Source organism: Thauera aminoaromatica, from assembly GCF_000021765.1.
GTDB classification, from domain to species: domain Bacteria; phylum Pseudomonadota; class Gammaproteobacteria; order Burkholderiales; family Rhodocyclaceae; genus Thauera; species Thauera aminoaromatica.
Genome location: NC_011662.2, coordinates 2,297,677 through 2,317,185, shown reverse-complemented (window position 1 = coordinate 2,317,185; position 19,509 = coordinate 2,297,677). Strand labels below are relative to the sequence as shown.

The following is a 19,509-nucleotide window of genomic DNA, read 5'->3' as shown; positions in this document are numbered from 1 at the left end:
AGGCCGGCTGGCGGCGGGTAGCCCCCGTGGGCGCGACGGGGGTCCTGATCAGGGTGATTCGGCCCCACCACGGCGCGGGGGAACGGAATCGGGGGACGGCGATTACAGGCAGGTGCCTTGTGGCAGCTACGGACACCCGGGCCGGGCAAGCGCCTTTGCACGTGGCAGAATCGGGGGACATGAACGCCACCCCTGCTCCCTATCCCCGCCTGGTCGCCGACATCGGCGGCACCAACGCGCGCTTCGCCCTCGTCGAGGCGCCCGGAGCGGCACCGACGCATCTGCGAGCGCTGCGCTGCGCGGAACACAGCGGCCCGGAGGCCGCGTTGCGCGCCTGGTTGGCGGACACCGGCGCCCGCCTGCCCGCTTACGCCGCCTTCGGCATCGCCACGCCGATCGACGGCGACGGCGTCGCGATGACCAATCATCCCTGGCGCTTTTCGATCGGCGCGCTGTGCGGCGCGCTCGGCCTGCGCCGGCTGACCGTGGTGAACGATTTCACCGCGCTCGCGCTCGCGCTGCCCGCGCTCGGCGACGGCGACCTGGTCCGCGTCGGCGGCGGCGAGCCGCGTGCGGGCGCCGCGCGGGCGTTGATCGGCGCCGGCACCGGGCTCGGCGTTTCGGGCCTGCTGCCCGTGCCGGGCGGCTGGGTCCCGCTGCAAGGCGAGGGCGGGCACGTGACGCTGCCGGCCTCTTGCACACGCGAGGCCGCGGTGGTCGCCTGGCTCGCCGCCCGCCATGGCCATGTCTCGGCCGAGCGCGTGCTCTCGGGTCCCGGTCTGGTCGTGCTCCACGACACCTTGCGCGCGCTCGACGGCGAAGCGCGTGTCGAGCGCACGCCGGCGGAGATCAGCGAACGGGCGCTGGCCGGCGGCTGCCGCCACTGCGTCGAGGCACTCGAGCTCTTCTGCGCGCTGCTCGGCACGGTGGCGGGCGACGTCGCGCTCACCCTGGGCGCGCGCGGCGGGCTGTATATCGGCGGTGGCATCGTGCCGCGGCTGGGGGATTTCTTCCTGCGCTCCGCGTTCCGCGAACGTTTCGTCGCCAAGGGCCGCTTTCGCCCCTGGCTCGAACGCATCCCGATCTGGGTGGTCGTCGCCCCCCACGCCGCCCTCACCGGCGCCTCGGCGGCACTCGACAGCGCCATCGAGCTCGGCTTCACCACGCTCGCCGAGCCGCGCGGGCACGTCTCCCCGTAGGCGCGACGCGAGTCGCGATCGGGGCGCCGCCGCGCTCACCGACGGTTTTCGCATGCGCAATCGTGCGGTCGCGACTTGCGTCGCTCCCACGAAAACCGGCGCGCGTGCTCTGTTGCCGGCATCCGGGCCGGGCGGTGGGAGCGACGCGAGTCGCGATCGGGGCGCCGCCGCGCTCGCCGGCGGTTTTCGCATGCGCAATCGTGCGGTCGCGACTCGCGTCGCTCCTACGAAAACCGGCGCGCGTGCTCTGTTGCCGGCGTCCGGGTCGGGCGGTGGGAGCGACGCGAGTCGCGATCGGGACGCCGCCGCGTTCACCGGCGGTTTTCGCATGCGCAATCGTGCGATCGCGACTTGCGTCGCTCCCACGAAAACCGGCGCGCGCACTCTGTTGCCGGCGTCCGGGTCGGGCGGTGGGAGCGACGCGAGTCGCGATCGGGGCGCCGCAGCGCTCACCGGCGGTCGCCGCATGCGCAATCGTGCGGTCGCGGCTTGCGTCGCTCCCACGAAAACCGGCGCGCGTGCTCTGTTGCCGGCGTCCGGGTCGGGCGGTGGGAGCGACGCGAGTCGCGATCGGGGCGCCGCCGCGCTCGCCGCGGTCGCCGCATGCGCAATCGTGCGGTCGCGACTTGCGTCGCGCCTACGGACACCGCGGCTTATGGAACGGAGTCTTCCGCTGCGACGCGCGGCGGGCGGGAAATGCGGATCCGTTGCAGCGCAAAACGCGCGAAAGTTTTATCCTTGGGGCTGTCGGGCCCGTTTCGCTGCGACGCAACGAAAAAAACGCCCGGCACTCGAACCGGAGAGGCGCAGATGCGCGGCGAAAAGCAGGCCGGCAAGGCCAGGACGCGAACGAGCGTTGCGGCACCCCCCTTGCAAGCGATGGACCCGGACTTGGCCAGGGTGGCTCCCGAGTCGCTGCAGTCCTTGCTGCAGGCGAGCCATGCCGATCCCTTCGCGCTGCTCGGCGCACATCCGGTCGCGGGCGGAATGGTGCTGCGCACGCTGCTGCCCGGTGCGCAGGCGGTCGTGGTGCTCGACATCGACGGCCGTCCGCTGCTCGAGCTCCAGCCTCAGGACGGATCGCCGCTCTTCATCGGCGCGCTCCCGGGAGGCTCGCATCCGCTGCGCTACCGACTGCACGTACGCTGGTCCGGTGGCGGCGAGACGCGCTTCGACGACGCCTACCGCTTCGGCGCGCTGATCGAGGATCTCGACGTCTGGCTGCTCGCCGAAGGCAGCCATCACCGCCCCTACGAGTGGCTCGGCGCGCACCCTGTGACCGTCGACGGCGTCGCCGGCACGCGCTTCGCGGTGTGGGCGCCCAACGCGCGCCGGGTTTCTGTGGTGGGCGGCTTCAACGCCTGGGACGGGCGCCGCCACATGATGCGGCATCGCCGCGAGTGCGGCGTGTGGGAGATCTTCCTGCCCGGCATCGGCGAGGGCGAGCTCTACAAGTACGAGATCCTCGGCGCCGACGGCGTCGTGCGCCTCAAGGCCGACCCCTTCGCCTTCCGCGCCGAGCTGCGCCCGCACACCGCCTCGGTGGTGCAGCGCCTGCTGCCCGGGCTGGCGATCGACGAAGCGCGCCGGCGCGCCAACGCGCTCGACGCGCCGATCAGCATCTACGAGGTCCACCTCGGCTCCTGGCAGCGCAAGGAAGACGGCGGCTGGCTGTCCTACCGCGAGCTCGCCGAGCGCCTGGTGCCCTACGCGGTCGGGCTCGGCTTCACCCACCTCGAGCTGCTGCCGGTGCACGAGCACCCCTTCGACGGCTCCTGGGGCTACCAGCCCACCGGGCTGTACGCGCCGAGCGCGCGCTTCGGCACACCGGAGGATTTCCGCGCCTTCACCGATGCCGCGCGCGCCGCCGGGCTGGGGGTGATCCTCGACTGGGTGCCGGCACACTTTCCGAGCGATGCCCATGGCCTGGCCGAGTTCGACGGTACCCATCTGTACGAGCACGCCGACCCGCGCGAGGGCTTCCACCAGGACTGGAACACGCTGATCTACAACTACGGCCGCGCCGAGGTGCGCAACTACCTCGCCAGCAACGCGCTGTACTGGATCGAGCGCTTCGGCGCCGACGGGCTGCGGGTGGATGCGGTGGCCTCGATGCTGTATCGCGACTACAGCCGGCGCGAGGGCGAGTGGGTGCCGAACCGCTTCGGCGGGCGCGAGAACCTGGAGGCGATCGACTTCCTGCGTCGCATGAACCACCTCGTCGGCACGCAGCGCCCCGAGGCGATCACGCTCGCCGAGGAATCCACCGCCTTCCCCGCCGTCAGCCGCCCGCCCTCACCCGACCTGCAGGGCGGCGGCCTGGGCTTCCACTACAAGTGGAACATGGGCTGGATGAACGACCTCCTCGCCTACCTCGCGCGCGACCCGGTGCATCGCAAGCACCACCACGACCAGCTGCGCTTCTCGCTGGCGTATGCCTTCAGCGAGAACTTCGTGCTGCCGCTGTCGCACGACGAGGTGGTGCACGGCAAGGGCTCGCTGCTCGCCAAGATGCCCGGCGACGTCTGGCAGAAGTTCGCCAACCTGCGCCTGCTCTACGGCTACATGTGGGCGCACCCGGGCAAGAAGCTGCTCTTCATGGGTTGCGAGTTCGCCCCGTGGTCCGAATGGAACGCCGACGCCAGCCTGCCCTGGGAGCTGCTCGGGCACGCCCCGCACGCGGGCATGCAGCGCCTGGTGCGCGATCTCAACCGCGTGCTGCGCAGCCATCCGGCACTGTACGAGCAGGACACGGCGAGCGAAGGCTTCCGCTGGATCTCCCACGACGATGCGGCGCACTCGGTGCTGGTCTTCGAGCGCCGCGCGCGCGACGGCCGCAGCGTGGTGGTCGCGTGCAACTTCACCCCGGTGGCGCGCGAGGGCTGGCGCACCGGCATACCCGCGGCGGGCACTTGGCGCGAGCTTCTCAACACCGACGATCCGGTGTATGGGGGCTCGGGCGTCACCAATGGCGCGCTGCGAAGCGAGGCACTGCCCTGGCAGGGCGAGGCACAGTCGATCGTGCTGCGCCTGCCGCCGCTGGGCGTGGCGATGTTCGTACGCGTGGACTGACACGCCTGGACGCATGCCCCGGCAAGAGAACGCAGCGATGAGCGCCCCGCACCCCGACTCCCTTCCCATCCTGCAGCACGGGTGCGCTCCTTGCGAGGACGGGCCCGGCGCCGCAGCGGATCCGCTCGCCATGGCGCATGCGCTGCCTGATCCGGACTTGCGCCCGGGGCAGCCGTGGCCGCTCGGTGCCACCCTCACCGCAGACAGCGGCGAGACCGGGGTGAACTTCGCGGTGTGGTCGCCGGACGCCGAAGCGATCGAGGTCTGTCTTTTCGATGCCGCAGGCCGCGAGGCGCTTCGCCGCCTGGCGCTGCCGGCGTGCAGCGAAGGCGTCTGGCATGGCTTTTTGCCTGCCGGCGGGGTCGGCCTGGTGTATGGCCTGCGTGCTCATGGCCCGTGGGCGCCAGGGCGCGGCCACTGGTTCAACCCGGCGAAGCTGCTGCTCGACCCCTGGGCGCAGGAGGTGGTCGGCAGCTACGGCCGCCAGCAGCCCGGAGCAGCCGACGATGTGGAGCTCGCGGTAAGGCTCGCCGCGTTCCGCGCCGCCCGCAGCGACGATCCGCGCCTGCCCGACCCGCGCGACAACGCTGCCTTCGCCCCCAAGGCGAGGGTGCCCGCCCCCGCCCCTGCTCCGGCGTATGACCGCCCTCCCCGCCCGCACATCCCGCGCGAGCGCACGGTACTCTACGAGGCCCACGTGCGTGCGCTGACGATGCGCCACCCGGACATCCCGCCGGCGCTGCGCGGCAGCTACGCCGCCCTCGCCCACCCGGTGATGCTCGATCACTACCGGGCGCTCGGCCTCACCACGCTGAGCCTGCTGCCCCTGCACTTCCGCGCCGACGAAGCGGCGCTGCAGCGCCGTGGCCTCGCCAACCACTGGGGCTATGCGCCCGCAGCCTGGCTCGCCCCCGAGCCGCGCTACTGGAGCGGGCGCGCGGGCACCACCCCGACCGGGGAACTCGCGGGGGCGATCGACGCGCTGCACGCCGCCGGGCTCGAGGTGGTGCTCGACGTGGTCTTCAACCACACGGCCGAGCTCGACGCGGACGGCCCGATGCTGTCGCTGCGCGGGCTGGCCAACGCGCGCGCCTACCATCTCGACCCGCAAGACCCGGCGTGCTACCGCGACTGGAGCGGCTGCGGCAACGCGGTGAACCTCGGCGAGCCGCGCATGGTCGAGCTGGTCGTCGGCGCGCTGCGCCACTGGGCCGCGCGCTACCGCATCGACGGCTTCCGCCTCGACCTCGCGGTCACGACCGGGCGCGACCGCCACGGCCATTTCGATACCGGTGCGCCGCTGTTCGCGGCGATCGCCGCCGACCCGCTGCTCGCCCGCCTGAAGTGGATCGCCGAACCGTGGGACCTCGGCCCGGACGGCTACCGGCTGGGCGGGTTCGCGCCCGGCTGGATGGAATGGAACGACCGCTTCCGCGACACGATGCGCGCCTGGTGGCTATGCGGAGGGGGAGACCGCGGCGCATTCGCCCACCGCTTCGCCGGTTCTGCGGCGGAGTTCGACCACGACCGCCGCGCCCCCACGGCCAGCATCAACTTCCTGTGCGCGCACGACGGCTTCGGCCTGCGCGACGTGGTGAGCCACGACCACCGCCATAACGAGGCCAACGGCGAGCACAACCGCGACGGCCATCCGCACAACCACTCGTGGAACTGCGGCGTGGAAGGCCCGAGCGCGGACCCCGACGTGCTCGCCCTGCGCGCCCGCCTGCAGCGCGCCCTGCTCGCCAGCCTGCTGCTCGCCCAGGGCACGCCGATGCTGCTCGCCGGCGACGAGATCGGCCACAGCCAGCGCGGCAACAACAACGCCTACTGCCAGGACAACGAGACGACCTGGCTCGACTGGGCCGCCGCCGACCGCGAACTCCTCGCCTGCGCTCGAAGGCTGCTCGCCCTGCGCGCAGCCCACCCCGCGCTGCGCCAGGTCGCCTGGCTGCGCGGCCCGGAGCACGGCGAGGCGGCGAGCGTGCGCTGGCTGCGCCCCGATGGCGCCGAGCTGCAGGCCGCCGACTGGAACGATCCCCGCGAGCGCGCACTGGCGATCCTGCTGCATCCGCCCGGCCTGCGGCCGCACACGGTCGAGCACATCGCCAAACCCGCGGCCGCCGCACCCGCGCGCAGCGTGCTGCTGCTCGTCAATCCCGCCGCGGCCGCGTGCCGCTTCCGCCTGCCCGCGGGCGGATGGTCGCCGGTCTTCGACAGTGCCCGGGCCGACGGGGGCCCGGCGCCGCCCGCCCCCGGCCACGAAAGCCATCCTGTCGAGCCGGTGCTGTCCGCGCGCACCGTGCTCGTCCTCCTAGAATCCGCACAACACCACCAGGAGTCCTGATCATGCCTGCCGAAGCCGCCAACCGACGACGGATCCTCACGCGCCGCACCCTCGCCCTCGTGCTCGCCGGCGGGCGCGGCTCGCGCCTGCGCGATCTCACCAACGTGCGCGCCAAGCCGGCGGTGCACTTCGGCGGCAAGTTCCGCATCATCGACTTCGCGCTGTCGAACTGCATGAACTCGGGTCTGCGCCGCATCGGCGTGATCACACAGTACAAGTCGCACTCGCTGCTGCGCCACCTGCAGCGCGGCTGGAGCTTCCTGCGCAACGAGATGGGCGAATTCGTCGACCTGCTGCCGGCGCAGCAGCGCATCGACGAGGAACAGTGGTACCAGGGCACCGCCGACGCGGTGTTCCAGAACCTCGACATCATCCGCAACTCCACGCCGCCCGACTACATCGTCGTGCTCGCCGGCGACCATGTGTACAAGATGGACTACTCGATCATGCTCGAGGACCACGCCGCGAGCGGGCGCGGTGTCACCGTGGGCTGCATCGAGGTACCGCGCGAGGAGGCCAAGGCCTTCGGCGTGATGGCGATCGATGCACGGCGCCACATCACCGCCTTCGTCGAGAAGCCCGCCGACCCGCCAGCGCTGCCGGGCAATCCCGGGCTGTCGCTCGCCAGCATGGGCATCTACATATTCTCGGCCAACTACCTCTACCGCCTGCTCGAGGACGACGCGAAGAATCCGGACTCCAGCCACGACTTCGGCAAGGACCTGATTCCGCGCGCGGTGGCGGAAAACCAGGCGCTCGCCCACCCCTTCACGCTGTCGGCGATCGCCACCCCGCCCTTCTCCGGCCCCTACTGGCGCGACGTCGGCACGGTGGACGCCTACTGGGCGGCCAACCTCGACCTCGCCTCGACCACGCCGGCGCTCAACATGTACGACAAGGACTGGCCGATCTGGACCTACCAGGAGCAACTACCGCCGGCCAAGTTCGTGCACGATCTCGACGGTCGCCGCGGCGAGGCGCTCAACGCGCTGGTCTCGGGCGGCTGCATCGTCTCCGGATCGGTCGTGCGCGAGTCGGTGCTGTTCTCCAACGTGCTGGTGCGCTCCTACAGCACGATCGAGCAGGCGGTGGTGCTGCCCGACGTGCAGATCAACCGCCACTGCCGCCTGAAGAAGGTCGTCATCGATCGCCACTGCGTGATCCCCGAGCGCACGGTGATCGGCGAGGACGCCGAGGCGGATGCGCGCCGCTTCCACCGCACCGAGGGCGGCGTGGTGCTGGTGACGCGCGAAATGCTCGACCGACTGTGAGCGCGGAGACCAGACGATGCGGATCCTTCAGGTGTGTGCCGAGATCTTCCCACTGCTGAAAACCGGCGGGCTGGCCGACGTCGCCGGGGCGCTGCCGCCCGCCCTGGGCGCGCTCGGCGCGGACGTCCGGGTGCTGCTGCCCGGCTTCGACGCCATCCTCGCCGGGCTGGAGTCGCCGGTCGAGATCGCCCGCCTGCAAGCGCCGGGCGGGATGGGGAACAACCCGGCGCGGCTCCTGCGCGGACACCTGCCCGCGATCGGCGGGGAGGCCTACGTGATCGACGCCCCGGGCTGGTACTTGCGCACGGGTGGTCCCTACGCCGACGCCGCACAGCAGCCCTACGCCGACAACCACCTGCGCTTCGCCCTGCTCGGGTGGACCGCAGCAGAGCTCGCCCAAGGGCTCGACACGTCCTGGCAACCCGGCGTGGTGCACGCGCACGACTGGCACGCCGGCCTCGTGCCGGCATGGTTGCAGGTTGCGGCAGCGCGCGGGCGGAGCGTGCCGGGCTGCGTGTTCACGGTACATAACCTCGCCTATCAGGGCATGTTCCCGCGCGCCTGCTTCGACGCGCTCGGGCTGCCCGCGCATTTCTTCTCGATCCACGGCGTGGAGTTCCACGGGCACCTCAACTTCATGAAGGCCGGGCTGTACTACGCCGGGCGCGTCACCACGGTGAGCCCGAGCTATGCGCGCGAGATCCAGGGGCCGGAACAGGGCTGCGGGCTGGACGGCCTCCTGCGCGCCCGCGCGCACGAGCTCTCGGGCATCCTCAACGGGGTCGATGCGGCGGTGTGGGATCCGGCCACGGATACCCTGCTGCCCGCGCGCTACACCGCGGACTACATGGCCGGCAAGGCGCGCTGCCGCAGCGCGCTGCGCCGCGAACTCGGGCTGGCGGGCAAGGCCGAGGGCCCGTTGTACTGCGTGGTGAGCCGGCTCACCGAGCAGAAGGGCCTGCACCTGGTGCTGCAGGCCCTGCCCGCGCTGCTGGCGGGCGGCGGCCAGCTCGCCCTGCTCGGCAGCGGCGACGCCGGGCTGGAGGCCGCCTTCCGTGACGCGGCGGCAGCCGCGCCTGAATCGGTGGCGGTGCGCATCGGCTACGACGAAGCCTTCGCCCACCGCCTGATCGCCGGCAGCGACGTGATCCTGGTGCCCTCGCACTACGAACCCTGTGGCCTGACCCAGCTCTACGGCCTCAAGTACGGCACCCTGCCTCTGGTGCGGCGCGTCGGCGGCCTCGCCGACACGGTAGCCGACACCCGCCTGGAGACGCTCGACACCGACGCCACCGGCTTCGTCTTCGAGGAGTTCTCCGCCGCTGCGCTCGAACGCACGCTGCTGCGGGTGAATGCCGTCCACCGCCGTCCCACCGAATGGAGACGCGTGCGCGCCCGCGGCATGGCGAAGGACTTCGGCTGGGCGCGTGCCGCGCGGGAATATCTCGCCCTTTATCGTGGTCTCACGCCTGCATGAGGTCGCGCCGGCGCCCGTCGCCGCACCCGCTTCGCGCACGGCCCGCCGCGGGCAGCTTCTGTGCTATACAGGACGAGTCCGACCGCCACGGAAACCATGCGGCATGCGGGACCGCCGCCACTGACCAGGTGAGCCCCATCGACGCGTCCAGACCGCACCCACCGCCTCGTGCCGGGCATGTGCTCGTGGTGGCGCTCGCCCTCGGCGCGGGCTCGGCGCAGGCCGCGGGGATCGATGCCGGCGGGCTGGCCTGGAATGGCGGTCTGGTTCTGCTCGGCGGCGGGCTGGGTTATCTGCTCGGCCGCCGCAGCCTGCGCCGACGCACCCTCGCCGGTGCGGCAGAGGGCTGCGCTGCGGACGGCCCGCTTCACGACGACGCCCCGGCGAGCGGCGGCGCGGTTTCGAGGCGGGAGTGGGCAGGCACGCCTGCAGACGCCGACGATTGCGCGCCGGCGAGCGCGCTCCCCCATGCCCTCCTCCCCGCCGCGCACGCCGCTCCGCCCGCGGGCGCAGGCGCGGCGATCGGGGTGATCGCGACCGAATCCTATCGCGAGGTGGTCGATTCGCTCAGCGAGGTGCTCTTCCGCACCGACGAGCTTGGCCGCCTGGTTTTTCTCAACGACGCCTGGAAGGATCTCTCCGGTTTCGATCTGGACGCCACGCGCCAGCATGCGCTGACCGATTTCCTCCATCCAGACGACCGCTTGCGCGCACGCGACGCAATCCGCGCCCTGCTGTGCGGAGACGGCCAGGAATGGACCGACGAGTTGCGGCTGCGCACGCTCTCCGGCGAGATCCGCTGGGTGGCGATCGACTGCCGTGCCTTGCGCGACGGCAGCGGGCAGGAAAGCGGGATCGCCGGCACCATCGACGACATCTCGGCGCGCAAGATCGCCGAGTTCAGCCTGCGCAACCTGAACCAGGAGCTCGAGTCGCGGGTGCGCTCGCGCACCGCCGAACTCGAGACCGCGGTGCGCGAGCTCGAGGCCTTCTCGTATTCCGTCTCGCACGACCTGCGTGCGCCGCTGCGCGCCATCGACGGCTTCGCGCGCATCCTCGTCGAGGAGGCCGGGCCGCGGCTCGACGAACGCCAACGCGAGCAGCTCGTGCGCATCCGCGCCGGCGCCGAGCGCATGGCGATCCTGATCGATGCGCTGATCGACCTCGCCAGCGTCTCCCGGCAACCGTTGCGCAGGAGGCCGGTCGACCTGTCGCGCATCGCCGATGCGGTGATCCGCGACCTGCAGGCGGAGTCGCCCGGGCGCGTGGTCGCGGTCGAGATCACCAGCGACATGACGGTGGTCGCCGACCCGGTGCTGATGCACGTGCTGCTCGACAACCTGCTGCGCAATGCATGGAAGTTCACAAGCCAGTGCGAACATCCGCGTATCGTCTTCGGCGCGGAACGCGACGGCGAGCGCACGGTGTTCCACGTCGAGGACAACGGCGCCGGATTCGAGATGAACTACGCGGGCAAGCTCTTCCAGCCCTTCCAGCGCCTGCACGCGCAGCACGAGTTTCCCGGCACCGGGATCGGGCTCGCCACCGTACAACGCATCGTCGCCCGCCATGAGGGCCGGGTGTGGGCCAGCGCGGAACCGGGCAAGGGCGCGCGCTTCTGCTTCATGCTGGGGCATTGAGGGTGACGACGCCGCGCTCGGAAACGGGAAAGCCCACTCCGGACAGCGGCGGTCGGTCGGCCGCGGCACGAATCGCAGGCGGCAGAGACAAAGGTCTCAACTGCCCGTTGTGCACTGCAGTACAATGAATTCCATTCCGCGCGCGCCCTGCGCCCGCCAAACCATTGCAGCACACCACTCGGACCTCAGGTGGCCACCATGAAAGAAAAGCACTATCTGACCCCGCTCCTCGAGCCGCGCTCCGTCGGCATCATCGGTGCCAGCGAACGCGAGGCCTCCCTCGGCAGCGTGCTCATGCGCAACATGCTCGAGGCCGGCTACAAGGGCAAGCTGTTCGCGATCAACCCGAAGCACGAGAAGGTGCACGGGGTCGCCTGCTACAAGTCGGTGGAAGACGTGCCGCAGCGCCTGGACCTGGTGGTGATGGCAATCCGCGCCGAGAAGACCCCGGCGCTGATGGAGGCCTGCGGCCGCGCCGGGGTGAAGGCGGTGATCCTGCTGTCGGGCGGCTTCTCCGAATCGGGCGCGCGCGGCGCGCTGCTCGAGCGCCAGGTGGTCGAAGCCGCGCACCGCCACCGCATCCGCCTGCTCGGCCCCAATTGTCTGGGCGTCATGCGGCCGCAGCTCGGCGTCAACGCCACCTTCGCGCACGCCAGCGCACTCAAGGGCAGCATCGGCCTGATCTCGCAGTCGGGCGCGCTGTGCGCGGCCATCCTCGACTGGGCCAAACCGAACAACGTCGGCTTCTCGACCGTGGTGTCCCTGGGCTCCTCGTCCGACATCGACTTCGGCGAGGTGCTCGAATACATGATCTCGGACCCGCGCACCGAGAGCATCTTCCTCTACGTCGAAGGCATCCGCGACGCCCGCCGCTTCATGAGCGCGCTGCGCGGCGCCGCGCGCGTCAAGCCGGTGCTGCTGGTCAAGGCCGGCCGCCACCCCGGCGCCTCGCGCGCGATCCTGTCGCACAGCGGCGCGCCGATGGGCGAGGACGCGGTGTTCGACGCCGCGCTGCGTCGCGCCGGCGTGATCCGCCTGTACAACATGGGCCAGCTCTTCGCCGCGGCCAACGCGCTGTTCTCGCACTTCCGCCCGCGCGGCAACCGCCTCGCGATCATCACCAACGGCGGCGGCCCGGGCGTCATGGCGGCCGACCGCGCGGCCGACATCGGCATCCCGCTCGCGGAGTTCGCCGAGAGCACGGTCGAGAAGCTCAACGCCTGCCTGCCCAGCGGCTGGTCGCACGGCAACCCGGTGGACATCCTCGGCGACGCCGGCCCGGAACGTTATCGCGCGGCGCTCAAGGCGGTGCTCGAAGGCCCCAACGTCGACGGCGTGCTGGTGATGCTGACCCCGCAGGCGGTGACCGACCCGAGCGGCGTCGCCGACGTCGTGATCGAGCTCGAGAAGACCGCCGACAAGCCGGTGCTGGTGTGCTGGATGGGCGAGGAGCTCGTCGCCGAGGCGCGCGCCAAGTTCAGCGCCGCGGGCATCCCGCACTTCCGCACGCCGGAGCCGGCGGTCGAGCTCTTCAGCCACATCTCGGCCTACTACCAGAACCAGAAGCTGCTGATGCAGACGCCGTCCTCGCTGTCGCACCTGCCGCCGCCCTCGATCGAGAGCGCGCGCCTGGTGATCGAGATGGCCCTGTCCGAGCGCCGCAAGAAGCTCAACGAGATGGAGTCGAAGGCGCTGCTCGCGGCCTTCCGCATTCCGATCGCGCAGACCGTGGTCGCGCGCAGTGCCGCCGAGGCGATGGTGCTCTCGGCCGAGATCGGCCTGCCGGTGGTGATGAAGATCGACTCGCCGAACATCGTGCACAAGTCCGAGGTGGGCGGCGTGCGCCTGAACATCCGCAGCCTCGCCGCGGTGCGCTCGACCTATCAGGAGATCCTCGACGAGGTCAAGCGCGTGCAGCCCGAGGCGGTGATCAACGGCATCGCGATCGAGCCGATGATCCAGAAGCGCAACGGCCGCGAGCTGGTGGTGAGCGTGCGCCGCGACCCGGTGTTCGGCCCCGCGATCACCTTCGGCGAGGGCGGCAACCTGGTCGAGGAGAACCGCGACGTCGCGGTGGCCCTGCCGCCGCTCAACAGCTTCCTCGTCAAGGACATGATCCGCTCGACCCGCATCTCCACCCGCCTCGGCGAGTTCCGCAACATGCCGGCGGTGGACATGAACGCGCTCGAGCTGGTGCTGTTGCGCATCTCCGAGATGGTCTGCGAGCTGCCGTGGATCACCGCGATGGAGATCAACCCGCTGATCGTGGACGAGAACGGCGTGGTCGCGGTCGACGCGAACATCAGTGTGGAAAACGTGTCTCCGACGGCGGACCGCTACGACCACGTCGCGATCCACCCGTATCCGTCGCACCTGATCAGCACCTGGACCGTGCCCGACGGCACCACGGTGACGATCCGTCCGATCAAGCCGGAGGACGCCGAGCTCGAGGTCGACTTCGTGCGCCGCCTGTCGGCCGAGACCAAGTACTACCGCTTCATGAACACCATGCGCGAGCTGCCGCCCGCGATGGTCGCCCGCCTCACCCAGATCGACTACGACCGCGAGATGGCCTTCGTCGCCACCCTCGAGGCCGACGGCGTAGAGAACGAGATCGGTGTGTGCCGCTACGCGGTGAACCCCGACGGCGAGTCCTGCGAGTTCGCGGTCGTGGTGGCCGACGACTGGCAGCACCGCGGCCTCGCCCGCAAGCTCATGGGCGTACTGATCGAGACCGCGCGCAGCCGTGGCATCCAGTACATGAACGGCGTCTTCCTCGCCAACAACGAGCGCATGCTCAAGTTCGTGCAGAAGCTCGGCTTCGTGCTCAGCAACGACCCGGAAGACAGCTCGGTCAAGCTAGGCATTCTGGCGCTGCAGGACTGAGCGATGCCCGCGACGATCGAGCCCATCGAGTTCCACGGCCAGCCAGCGCTGCGCCTGGCCACCGCTTCGGGTGCACGCGCGGTGGTGGCGCTGCACGGCGCGCAGGTGCTGTCGTGGGCGCCGCCGGGTGGCGAGGAGCGCCTGTACCTGAGCCCGAAGGCAGTGTTCGACGGGCACAGCGCGGTCCGTGGCGGCATCCCGGTGTGCTTCCCGCAGTTCGCCGACCTGGGCCCCCTGCCCGCGCACGGCTTCGCGCGCAACCGGCGGTGGTCGCTCACGACCGAGCGCAGCGGCAAGGACTTCGCCCTCGCGGGGCTGACGCTCGCCGACGACGAAGCCACCCGCGCGCTGTGGCCGTACGCGTTTTCGGCCGAACTGTCGATCCTGATCGAGGACAGCCGGCTCGACCTCGAACTCGAGATCACCAACACCGGCGACGAGGCCTTCGAGTTCACCGCCGCGCTGCACACCTACCTCGCGGTACGCGAGGTCGAGGAATCGCGCATCGAAGGCCTGCACGGCTTCTCCTATCGCGACAAGACCGACGCCGACCGCATCCAGCGCGATAGCGGGGACGCCCTGGTGATCGAGTCCGAGACCGACCGCGTCTATCACGAGGTAAGCCGCCCGCTGCTGCTGCGCGAATACCACCGCAGCCTGGGCGTCAATGCCGACGGTTTCCCCGACGTGGTGGTGTGGAACCCCTGGATCGAGCGCAGCGCCGCGATCGCGGACCTGCCGGACGACGGCTTCCGCCGCATGCTCTGCATCGAGGCCGCCGCCGCCCGCCAGCCGGTACGCGTGCAGCCCGGCGAATCGTGGTGGGGGCGGCAGACCCTGGTCGCCCTCTGAGCCTGCGTCGCGCACGCACGAGCCGCCGCAGCCTCGCTGCCTTCTGCCGGAGCGACGCGAGTCGCACTCACGGCGCCCGGAGTCCGCGCCGCCGTCGCCGGATCGCCCGCTCACGACTCGCTTCGCCCCGCAGCGGCCGCCACACCGGTCCGCGGGTTGCTCTCCCCGCGCCGCCTGTTGCACTATCCGGGCCTTATCTTCTGCGCTTCACCGCCTCTTCCCCATGCTCCCCCCGATCGAATACCGCATCGCCGAAGAGCTCGGCGTCTCGCCGCGCCAGGTCATCGCCGCCGTCCAGCTCATCGACGATGGCGCCACCGTGCCCTTCATCGCCCGCTACCGCAAGGAAGTCACCGGTGGCCTGGACGACACGCAGTTGCGCACGCTGGAGGAGCGCCTGGGCTACCTGCGCGAGCTCGAAGACCGCCGCGCCACCGTGCTGGCCTCGATCGAGGAGCAGGGCAAGCTCACCGCCGAGCTGCGTGCCGAGGTCGAGGACGCCGACACCAAGCAGCGCCTCGAGGACCTCTACCTTCCCTACAAGCCCAAGCGCCGCACCAAGGCACAGATCGCGCGCGAGGCCGGCATCGGCCCGCTGGCCGAGACATTGCTCGCCGACCCGACCCTGACGCCCGAAGTCGAAGCCGAAAAGTACATCAACGCCGAGGCCGGTTTTGCCGACACCAAGGCGGTGCTCGACGGCGCGCGCCAGATCCTGATGGAGCACTTCGCCGAGGACGCCACCCTGCTCGGCGAGCTGCGCAGCTACCTGCACGAACATGGCCGGGTGCGCTCGAGCGTGATCGAGGGCAAGGAGAACGAAGGCGCCAAGTTCCGCGACTGGTTCGACTTCGCCGAACCGATCGCCACCATGCCCTCGCACCGTGCGCTGGCGCTGCTGCGCGGGCGCAACGAAGGCGTGCTGCGCCTGGCACTCGACGTCGAGCGCCCCGACCCCGACGCCCCGCATCCCTGCGAAGGCCGCATCGCCGTGCGCTTCGGCATCCGCAGCCAGGGCCGCCCGGGCGACCGCTGGCTCGCCGAGACCGCGCGCTGGGCGTGGAGCGTGAAGATCTCCATCCACCTCGAACTCGAGCTGATGAGCGAGCTGCGCGAGCGCGCCGAGGAAGAGGCGATCCGCGTCTTCGCGCGCAACCTCCACGACCTGCTGCTCGCCGCCCCCGCCGGCACGCGCGCCACCATCGGCCTCGACCCCGGAATCCGCACCGGAGTGAAGGTCGCGGTGGTGGATGCCACCGGCAAGCTGGTCGACACCGCCACCGTGTATCCCTTCGAGCCGCGCCGCGACCGCGAATCGTCGATCGCCACCATCGCCGCGCTGGCGAAGAAGCATGCGGTCGAGCTGATCGCCATCGGCAACGGCACCGCCTCGCGCGAGACCGACGCGCTGGTGGCCGAGCTGATGAAGCGCTACCCGGAGCTGCAGCTGACCAAGATCGTCGTCTCGGAGGCCGGCGCCTCGGTGTATTCCGCGTCCGAACTCGCCGCACGCGAGTTCCCCGAGCTCGACGTCAGCCTGCGCGGCGCGGTTTCGATCGCCCGCCGCCTGCAGGATCCGCTCGCCGAGCTGGTCAAGATCGATCCCAAGTCGATCGGCGTCGGCCAGTACCAGCACGACGTCAACCAGGGCCGCCTGGCGAAGAGCCTGGACGCCGTGGTGGAAGACTGCGTGAACGCGGTCGGCGTGGATGTGAACACCGCGTCTGCACCGCTGCTCGCACGCATCTCGGGTCTGAACGCCACGCTCGCCGGCAACATCGTCGAGTATCGCAATACCCGGGGCCCCTTCCGCAGCCGCAGCGCATTGAAGGACGTGCCCCGCCTCGGCCCCAAGACCTTCGAGCAGGCCGCGGGCTTCCTGCGCATCCCCAGCGGCGACAACCCGCTCGACGCCTCCTCGGTGCACCCCGAGGCCTACCCGGTGGTCGAGCGCATCCTCGCGCGCGTGCGGAAGAGCGTGCGCGAACTGATGGGCAACGGCGGCTTCCTCAAGAGCCTGAAACCGGAGGAGTTCACCGACGAGCGCTTCGGGCTGCCCACCGTGCAGGACATCCTCGCCGAACTGGAAAAGCCCGGCCGCGACCCGCGCCCCGAGTTCCGCACCGCGACCTTCCGCGAGGGCGTGGAGACCTTGAAGGACCTCGAGCCCGGCATGCTGCTCGAAGGGGTGGTCACCAACGTCACCAACTTCGGCGCCTTCGTCGACATCGGCGTGCATCAGGACGGCCTGGTGCATATCTCCGCGCTGTCCAACACCTTCGTCAAGGACCCGCACAGCGTGGTCAAGGCGGGTCAGGTGGTGAAGGTGAAGGTGCTGGAGGTGGACATCCCGCGCCACCGCATCGCGCTCACCATGCGCCTGGGCGACGAGGTGACTGCGAAGCGCGGCGAGTCCGGCGCCCGGCGCGACGAGGGTGCGCCGCGGCGCGGGGAAGGCGGTCAGGCCCCGCGTAGCGAGCAGCGCCCGCGCGGCGGTGACAACCGGCGCCCGCCCGCGCAGGGCAAGGGTGGCGCGCGCCAGGAGGCTTCCCGCCCCGCCGCTGCCAACGCACTCGCCGAAGCATTCGCCCGCGCCCGCGGCAATCGCTGAGGAGGCCGTCATGCCGACGACGATCCACGGCATCAGGAACTGCGACACCATGAAGAAGACCTTCGCCTGGTTCGACGGCGCGGGTGTCGCCTACCAACTCCACGATTACAAGAAGGCCGGCGTCGACGCCGCCACACTCGCGCGCTGGTGCGAGAAGCTCGGGTGGGAAGCGCTCGTCAACAAGCGCGGCACCACCTGGCGCAGGCTCCCGCCCGAGCAGCAGGCGATCGCCGACACGGCCGCCGCGATCGCGCTGATGCAGGCCCAGCCCAGCCTGATCCGTCGCCCGGTGGTCGAGTTCGCCGACGGCGGACTCGTCGTCGGCCTGGATACCGAGGCCTTCGAGCGCCACAGCCGGGGCCGAGCCCAACCGCCAGCAGGAACACCGGACACTCCAAGATGAAGACGCCCCTCCCCACCAGCTATGTGCAACGTTTCCTGCTCGAGGACCTCGACATCCGCGGCGCGGTCGTGCGCCTCACCGACGTCTGGGAAGCCATGCAGGACGGCCGCGGCTATGCGCCCGCGGTGGTGCGACTGCTCGGCGAGATGAGCGCAGTCTCCACCGTGATCGCCGGCAACCTCAAGCAGCCCGGCCGGCTGACCTTCCAGATCACCGGCCACGGCCCCGTCAGCCTGCTGGTGATCGACTGCGCCGAGACCCTGAACCTGCGCGGTTACGCCAAGGCCGAGGGCACGCCCGCCGCGGGCACGCTGGTCGAGCTCGTCGGCGACGGGCGCCTGCAACTCTCCCTCGACATCGAAGGCCTCGATCAGCCCTACCAGAGCCTGGTGCCGCTGGAAGGCGACAGCATCGCCGAGGTCTTCGAGCACTATCTCGTCCAGTCCGAGCAGCAGCCCGCCAGGCTGTGGCTGGCGTGCAGCGCGCAGGCGGCGGTGGCCCTGTTCGTGCAGAAACTGCCCGGTGCCGACCTCAAGGACATCGACGGTTGGTCGCGCGTCCAGCAGCTGGCCCACACCGTGCGCGAGGACGAGCTGCTCGGCCTCGACGCCGAGCAGATCCTGCGCCGCCTGTTCGCCGAGGAGGACATCCGCCTCTTCGACGCGCGTCCGGTCACCCACGAATGGCCGGCCGATCCGGACAAGATCGCCGAGATGTTGCGCGCACTCGGCGAGGACGAAGTACGCACGGTCCTGGACCAGCATGGCGAGGTGGTGGTGCATGACGATCTGTCCAACCACACCTACCGTTTCGATCGCAGCGACGTGGACGCGCTCTTCCGCCCGCCCACCCTGCATTGAGCCGGAAGCCGGCAATGCCGGCCGGCTTGCGCCGCCGGCCTTGCCCGAACGTGTTCGCCTAAGTACACTCGCTCGATTTTGAAGACCGTTCAGCACATGTCCGCCAGCGCGCCCGCAAGATCGATCGAGTTCCACAACACGACCCTGGGCGCCACCATCGCCGTCCTGCAGGCGGCGGAACCGAGCACGCTTGCCGATTCGCTGCACAAGATGCTCGGCGGCATGCCCGACTTCTTCAGCGGCGAGCTGCTCATCCTCGATTTCGGCGGGGTGGCGCAACTGCCCGAGCGTATCGATTGGTCGGGCCTGCAGTCGCTGCTGCGGCGCTACCGCCTGCAGCCGATCGGTGTGATGCGCCTGGCGGCGGAACACCACGAGGGCGCCCGGCGCGCCGGGCTCGCACTGGTCGATCCGGCGCAGCTCGCCGCCCGCCCGCCCGCCGAGGCGCCCGCGCGCCACGCTGCTCCCGCGGAGCCCGCGCCCGCGGCTGCGCCGCCCCCGCTGCCGCCCCCGGTCGCCGCTGCGGCCACCCCGACCATGTTCGTCGAACGCCCGCTGCGCTCCGGCCAGCAGATCTATGCGCGCGGCACCGATCTCGTCCTGCTCGGTGGCGTGAGCCCCGGCGCCGAAGTCATCGCCGATGGCAGCATCCACTGCTACGGCCCCCTGCGCGGACGCGCGATCGCGGGCGCTCAGGGCAACCAGGCGGCGCGCATCGTGGCCAGCAACTTCGGCCCCGAACTCGTATCGATCGCCGGCGTGTACCGCACCTTCGAGCGCGGCATTCCCGAAGCCTTTGCCGGCAAGCCCACCTTGGTGCGGCTGAACGGCACCGACCATACACTCAACCTCGAAGCGCTGAAGCTCGACTGAGCCAGCCATACCGCATCC

General features: G+C 70.8%; 12 protein-coding genes. All 12 read left to right on the top strand.

All coding sequences use genetic code 11. From position 1 onward, the window contains the following. The first annotated feature begins 179 nt into the window (after positions 1 to 179). A complete protein-coding gene (locus TMZ1T_RS10175; RefSeq protein WP_012585326.1) occupies positions 180 to 1,199 on the top strand; it encodes a glucokinase in 1,020 nt (339 codons plus the stop codon). An 879-nt stretch (positions 1,200 to 2,078) separates the two neighbouring features. After that, the gene (glgB, locus tag TMZ1T_RS10170) at positions 2,079 to 4,271 is read left to right on the top strand and encodes a 1,4-alpha-glucan branching protein GlgB (protein ID WP_012585325.1); all 2,193 of its coding nucleotides are present in this window, start codon (positions 2,079 to 2,081) and stop codon (positions 4,269 to 4,271) included. 37 nt (positions 4,272 to 4,308) lie between these two features. Beyond that, positions 4,309 to 6,618, top strand: a complete 2,310-nt coding sequence (gene glgX / locus TMZ1T_RS10165) for a glycogen debranching protein GlgX (protein ID WP_261788881.1) — start codon at positions 4,309 to 4,311, stop codon at positions 6,616 to 6,618. Positions 6,619 to 6,620: 2 nt separating this feature from the next. Then, entirely contained in the window at positions 6,621 to 7,889 is a 1,269-nt protein-coding gene (gene glgC, locus TMZ1T_RS10160; protein ID WP_004318234.1) for a glucose-1-phosphate adenylyltransferase, read from the top strand. A 16-nt stretch (positions 7,890 to 7,905) separates the two neighbouring features. After that, complete coding sequence (gene glgA / locus TMZ1T_RS10155; protein ID WP_012585323.1) at positions 7,906 to 9,366, top strand: glycogen synthase GlgA; 1,461 nt, start codon at positions 7,906 to 7,908, stop codon at positions 9,364 to 9,366. A gap of 128 nt (positions 9,367 to 9,494) precedes the next feature. Next, positions 9,495 to 11,006 carry a sensor histidine kinase gene (locus TMZ1T_RS10150; RefSeq protein ID WP_261788880.1) on the top strand — a complete coding sequence of 504 codons (1,512 nt, stop codon included), beginning with the start codon at positions 9,495 to 9,497 and terminating at the stop codon, positions 11,004 to 11,006. A 198-nt stretch (positions 11,007 to 11,204) separates the two neighbouring features. Beyond that, on the top strand, positions 11,205 to 13,892 hold the full coding sequence (locus tag TMZ1T_RS10145; RefSeq protein WP_004318240.1) for a bifunctional acetate--CoA ligase family protein/GNAT family N-acetyltransferase: 2,688 nt from the start codon (positions 11,205 to 11,207) through the stop codon (positions 13,890 to 13,892). 3 nt (positions 13,893 to 13,895) lie between these two features. After that, a complete protein-coding gene (locus TMZ1T_RS10140; protein ID WP_012585321.1) occupies positions 13,896 to 14,744 on the top strand; it encodes a D-hexose-6-phosphate mutarotase in 849 nt (282 codons plus the stop codon). Between the two features lie 223 nt (positions 14,745 to 14,967). Beyond that, on the top strand, positions 14,968 to 17,355 hold the full coding sequence (locus TMZ1T_RS10135; RefSeq protein ID WP_004318243.1) for a Tex family protein: 2,388 nt from the start codon (positions 14,968 to 14,970) through the stop codon (positions 17,353 to 17,355). A gap of 10 nt (positions 17,356 to 17,365) precedes the next feature. Beyond that, the gene (locus TMZ1T_RS10130) at positions 17,366 to 17,758 is read left to right on the top strand and encodes an arsenate reductase (RefSeq protein ID WP_004318245.1); all 393 of its coding nucleotides are present in this window, start codon (positions 17,366 to 17,368) and stop codon (positions 17,756 to 17,758) included. Further along, positions 17,755 to 18,618 carry an Hsp33 family molecular chaperone HslO gene (gene hslO, locus TMZ1T_RS10125; RefSeq protein ID WP_012585320.1) on the top strand — a complete coding sequence of 288 codons (864 nt, stop codon included), beginning with the start codon at positions 17,755 to 17,757 and terminating at the stop codon, positions 18,616 to 18,618. The genes TMZ1T_RS10130 and hslO overlap by 4 nt, the downstream gene beginning before the upstream one ends. 96 nt (positions 18,619 to 18,714) lie before the next feature. After that, positions 18,715 to 19,491, top strand: a complete 777-nt coding sequence (gene minC, locus TMZ1T_RS10120; protein ID WP_012585319.1) for a septum site-determining protein MinC — start codon at positions 18,715 to 18,717, stop codon at positions 19,489 to 19,491. Positions 19,492 to 19,509: the final 18 nt, after the last annotated feature.

Bases quoted from the DNA above. Each gene is read 5' to 3' on its own strand.
- glgC (WP_004318234.1), top strand. From the start codon at position 6,621: ATGCCTGCCGAAGCCGCCAACCGACGACGGATCCTCACGCGCCGCACC.
- TMZ1T_RS10140 (WP_012585321.1), top strand. From the start codon at position 13,896: ATGCCCGCGACGATCGAGCCCATCGAGTTCCACGGCCAGCCAGCGCTG.
- TMZ1T_RS10145 (WP_004318240.1), top strand. From the start codon at position 11,205: ATGAAAGAAAAGCACTATCTGACCCCGCTCCTCGAGCCGCGCTCCGTC.
- TMZ1T_RS10135 (WP_004318243.1), top strand. From the start codon at position 14,968: ATGCTCCCCCCGATCGAATACCGCATCGCCGAAGAGCTCGGCGTCTCG.
- minC (WP_012585319.1), top strand. From the start codon at position 18,715: ATGTCCGCCAGCGCGCCCGCAAGATCGATCGAGTTCCACAACACGACC.
- glgB (WP_012585325.1), top strand. From the start codon at position 2,079: ATGGACCCGGACTTGGCCAGGGTGGCTCCCGAGTCGCTGCAGTCCTTG.
- glgX (WP_261788881.1), top strand. From the start codon at position 4,309: ATGAGCGCCCCGCACCCCGACTCCCTTCCCATCCTGCAGCACGGGTGC.
- TMZ1T_RS10175 (WP_012585326.1), top strand. From the start codon at position 180: ATGAACGCCACCCCTGCTCCCTATCCCCGCCTGGTCGCCGACATCGGC.
- TMZ1T_RS10130 (WP_004318245.1), top strand. From the start codon at position 17,366: ATGCCGACGACGATCCACGGCATCAGGAACTGCGACACCATGAAGAAG.
- glgA (WP_012585323.1), top strand. From the start codon at position 7,906: ATGCGGATCCTTCAGGTGTGTGCCGAGATCTTCCCACTGCTGAAAACC.
- hslO (WP_012585320.1), top strand. From the start codon at position 17,755: ATGAAGACGCCCCTCCCCACCAGCTATGTGCAACGTTTCCTGCTCGAG.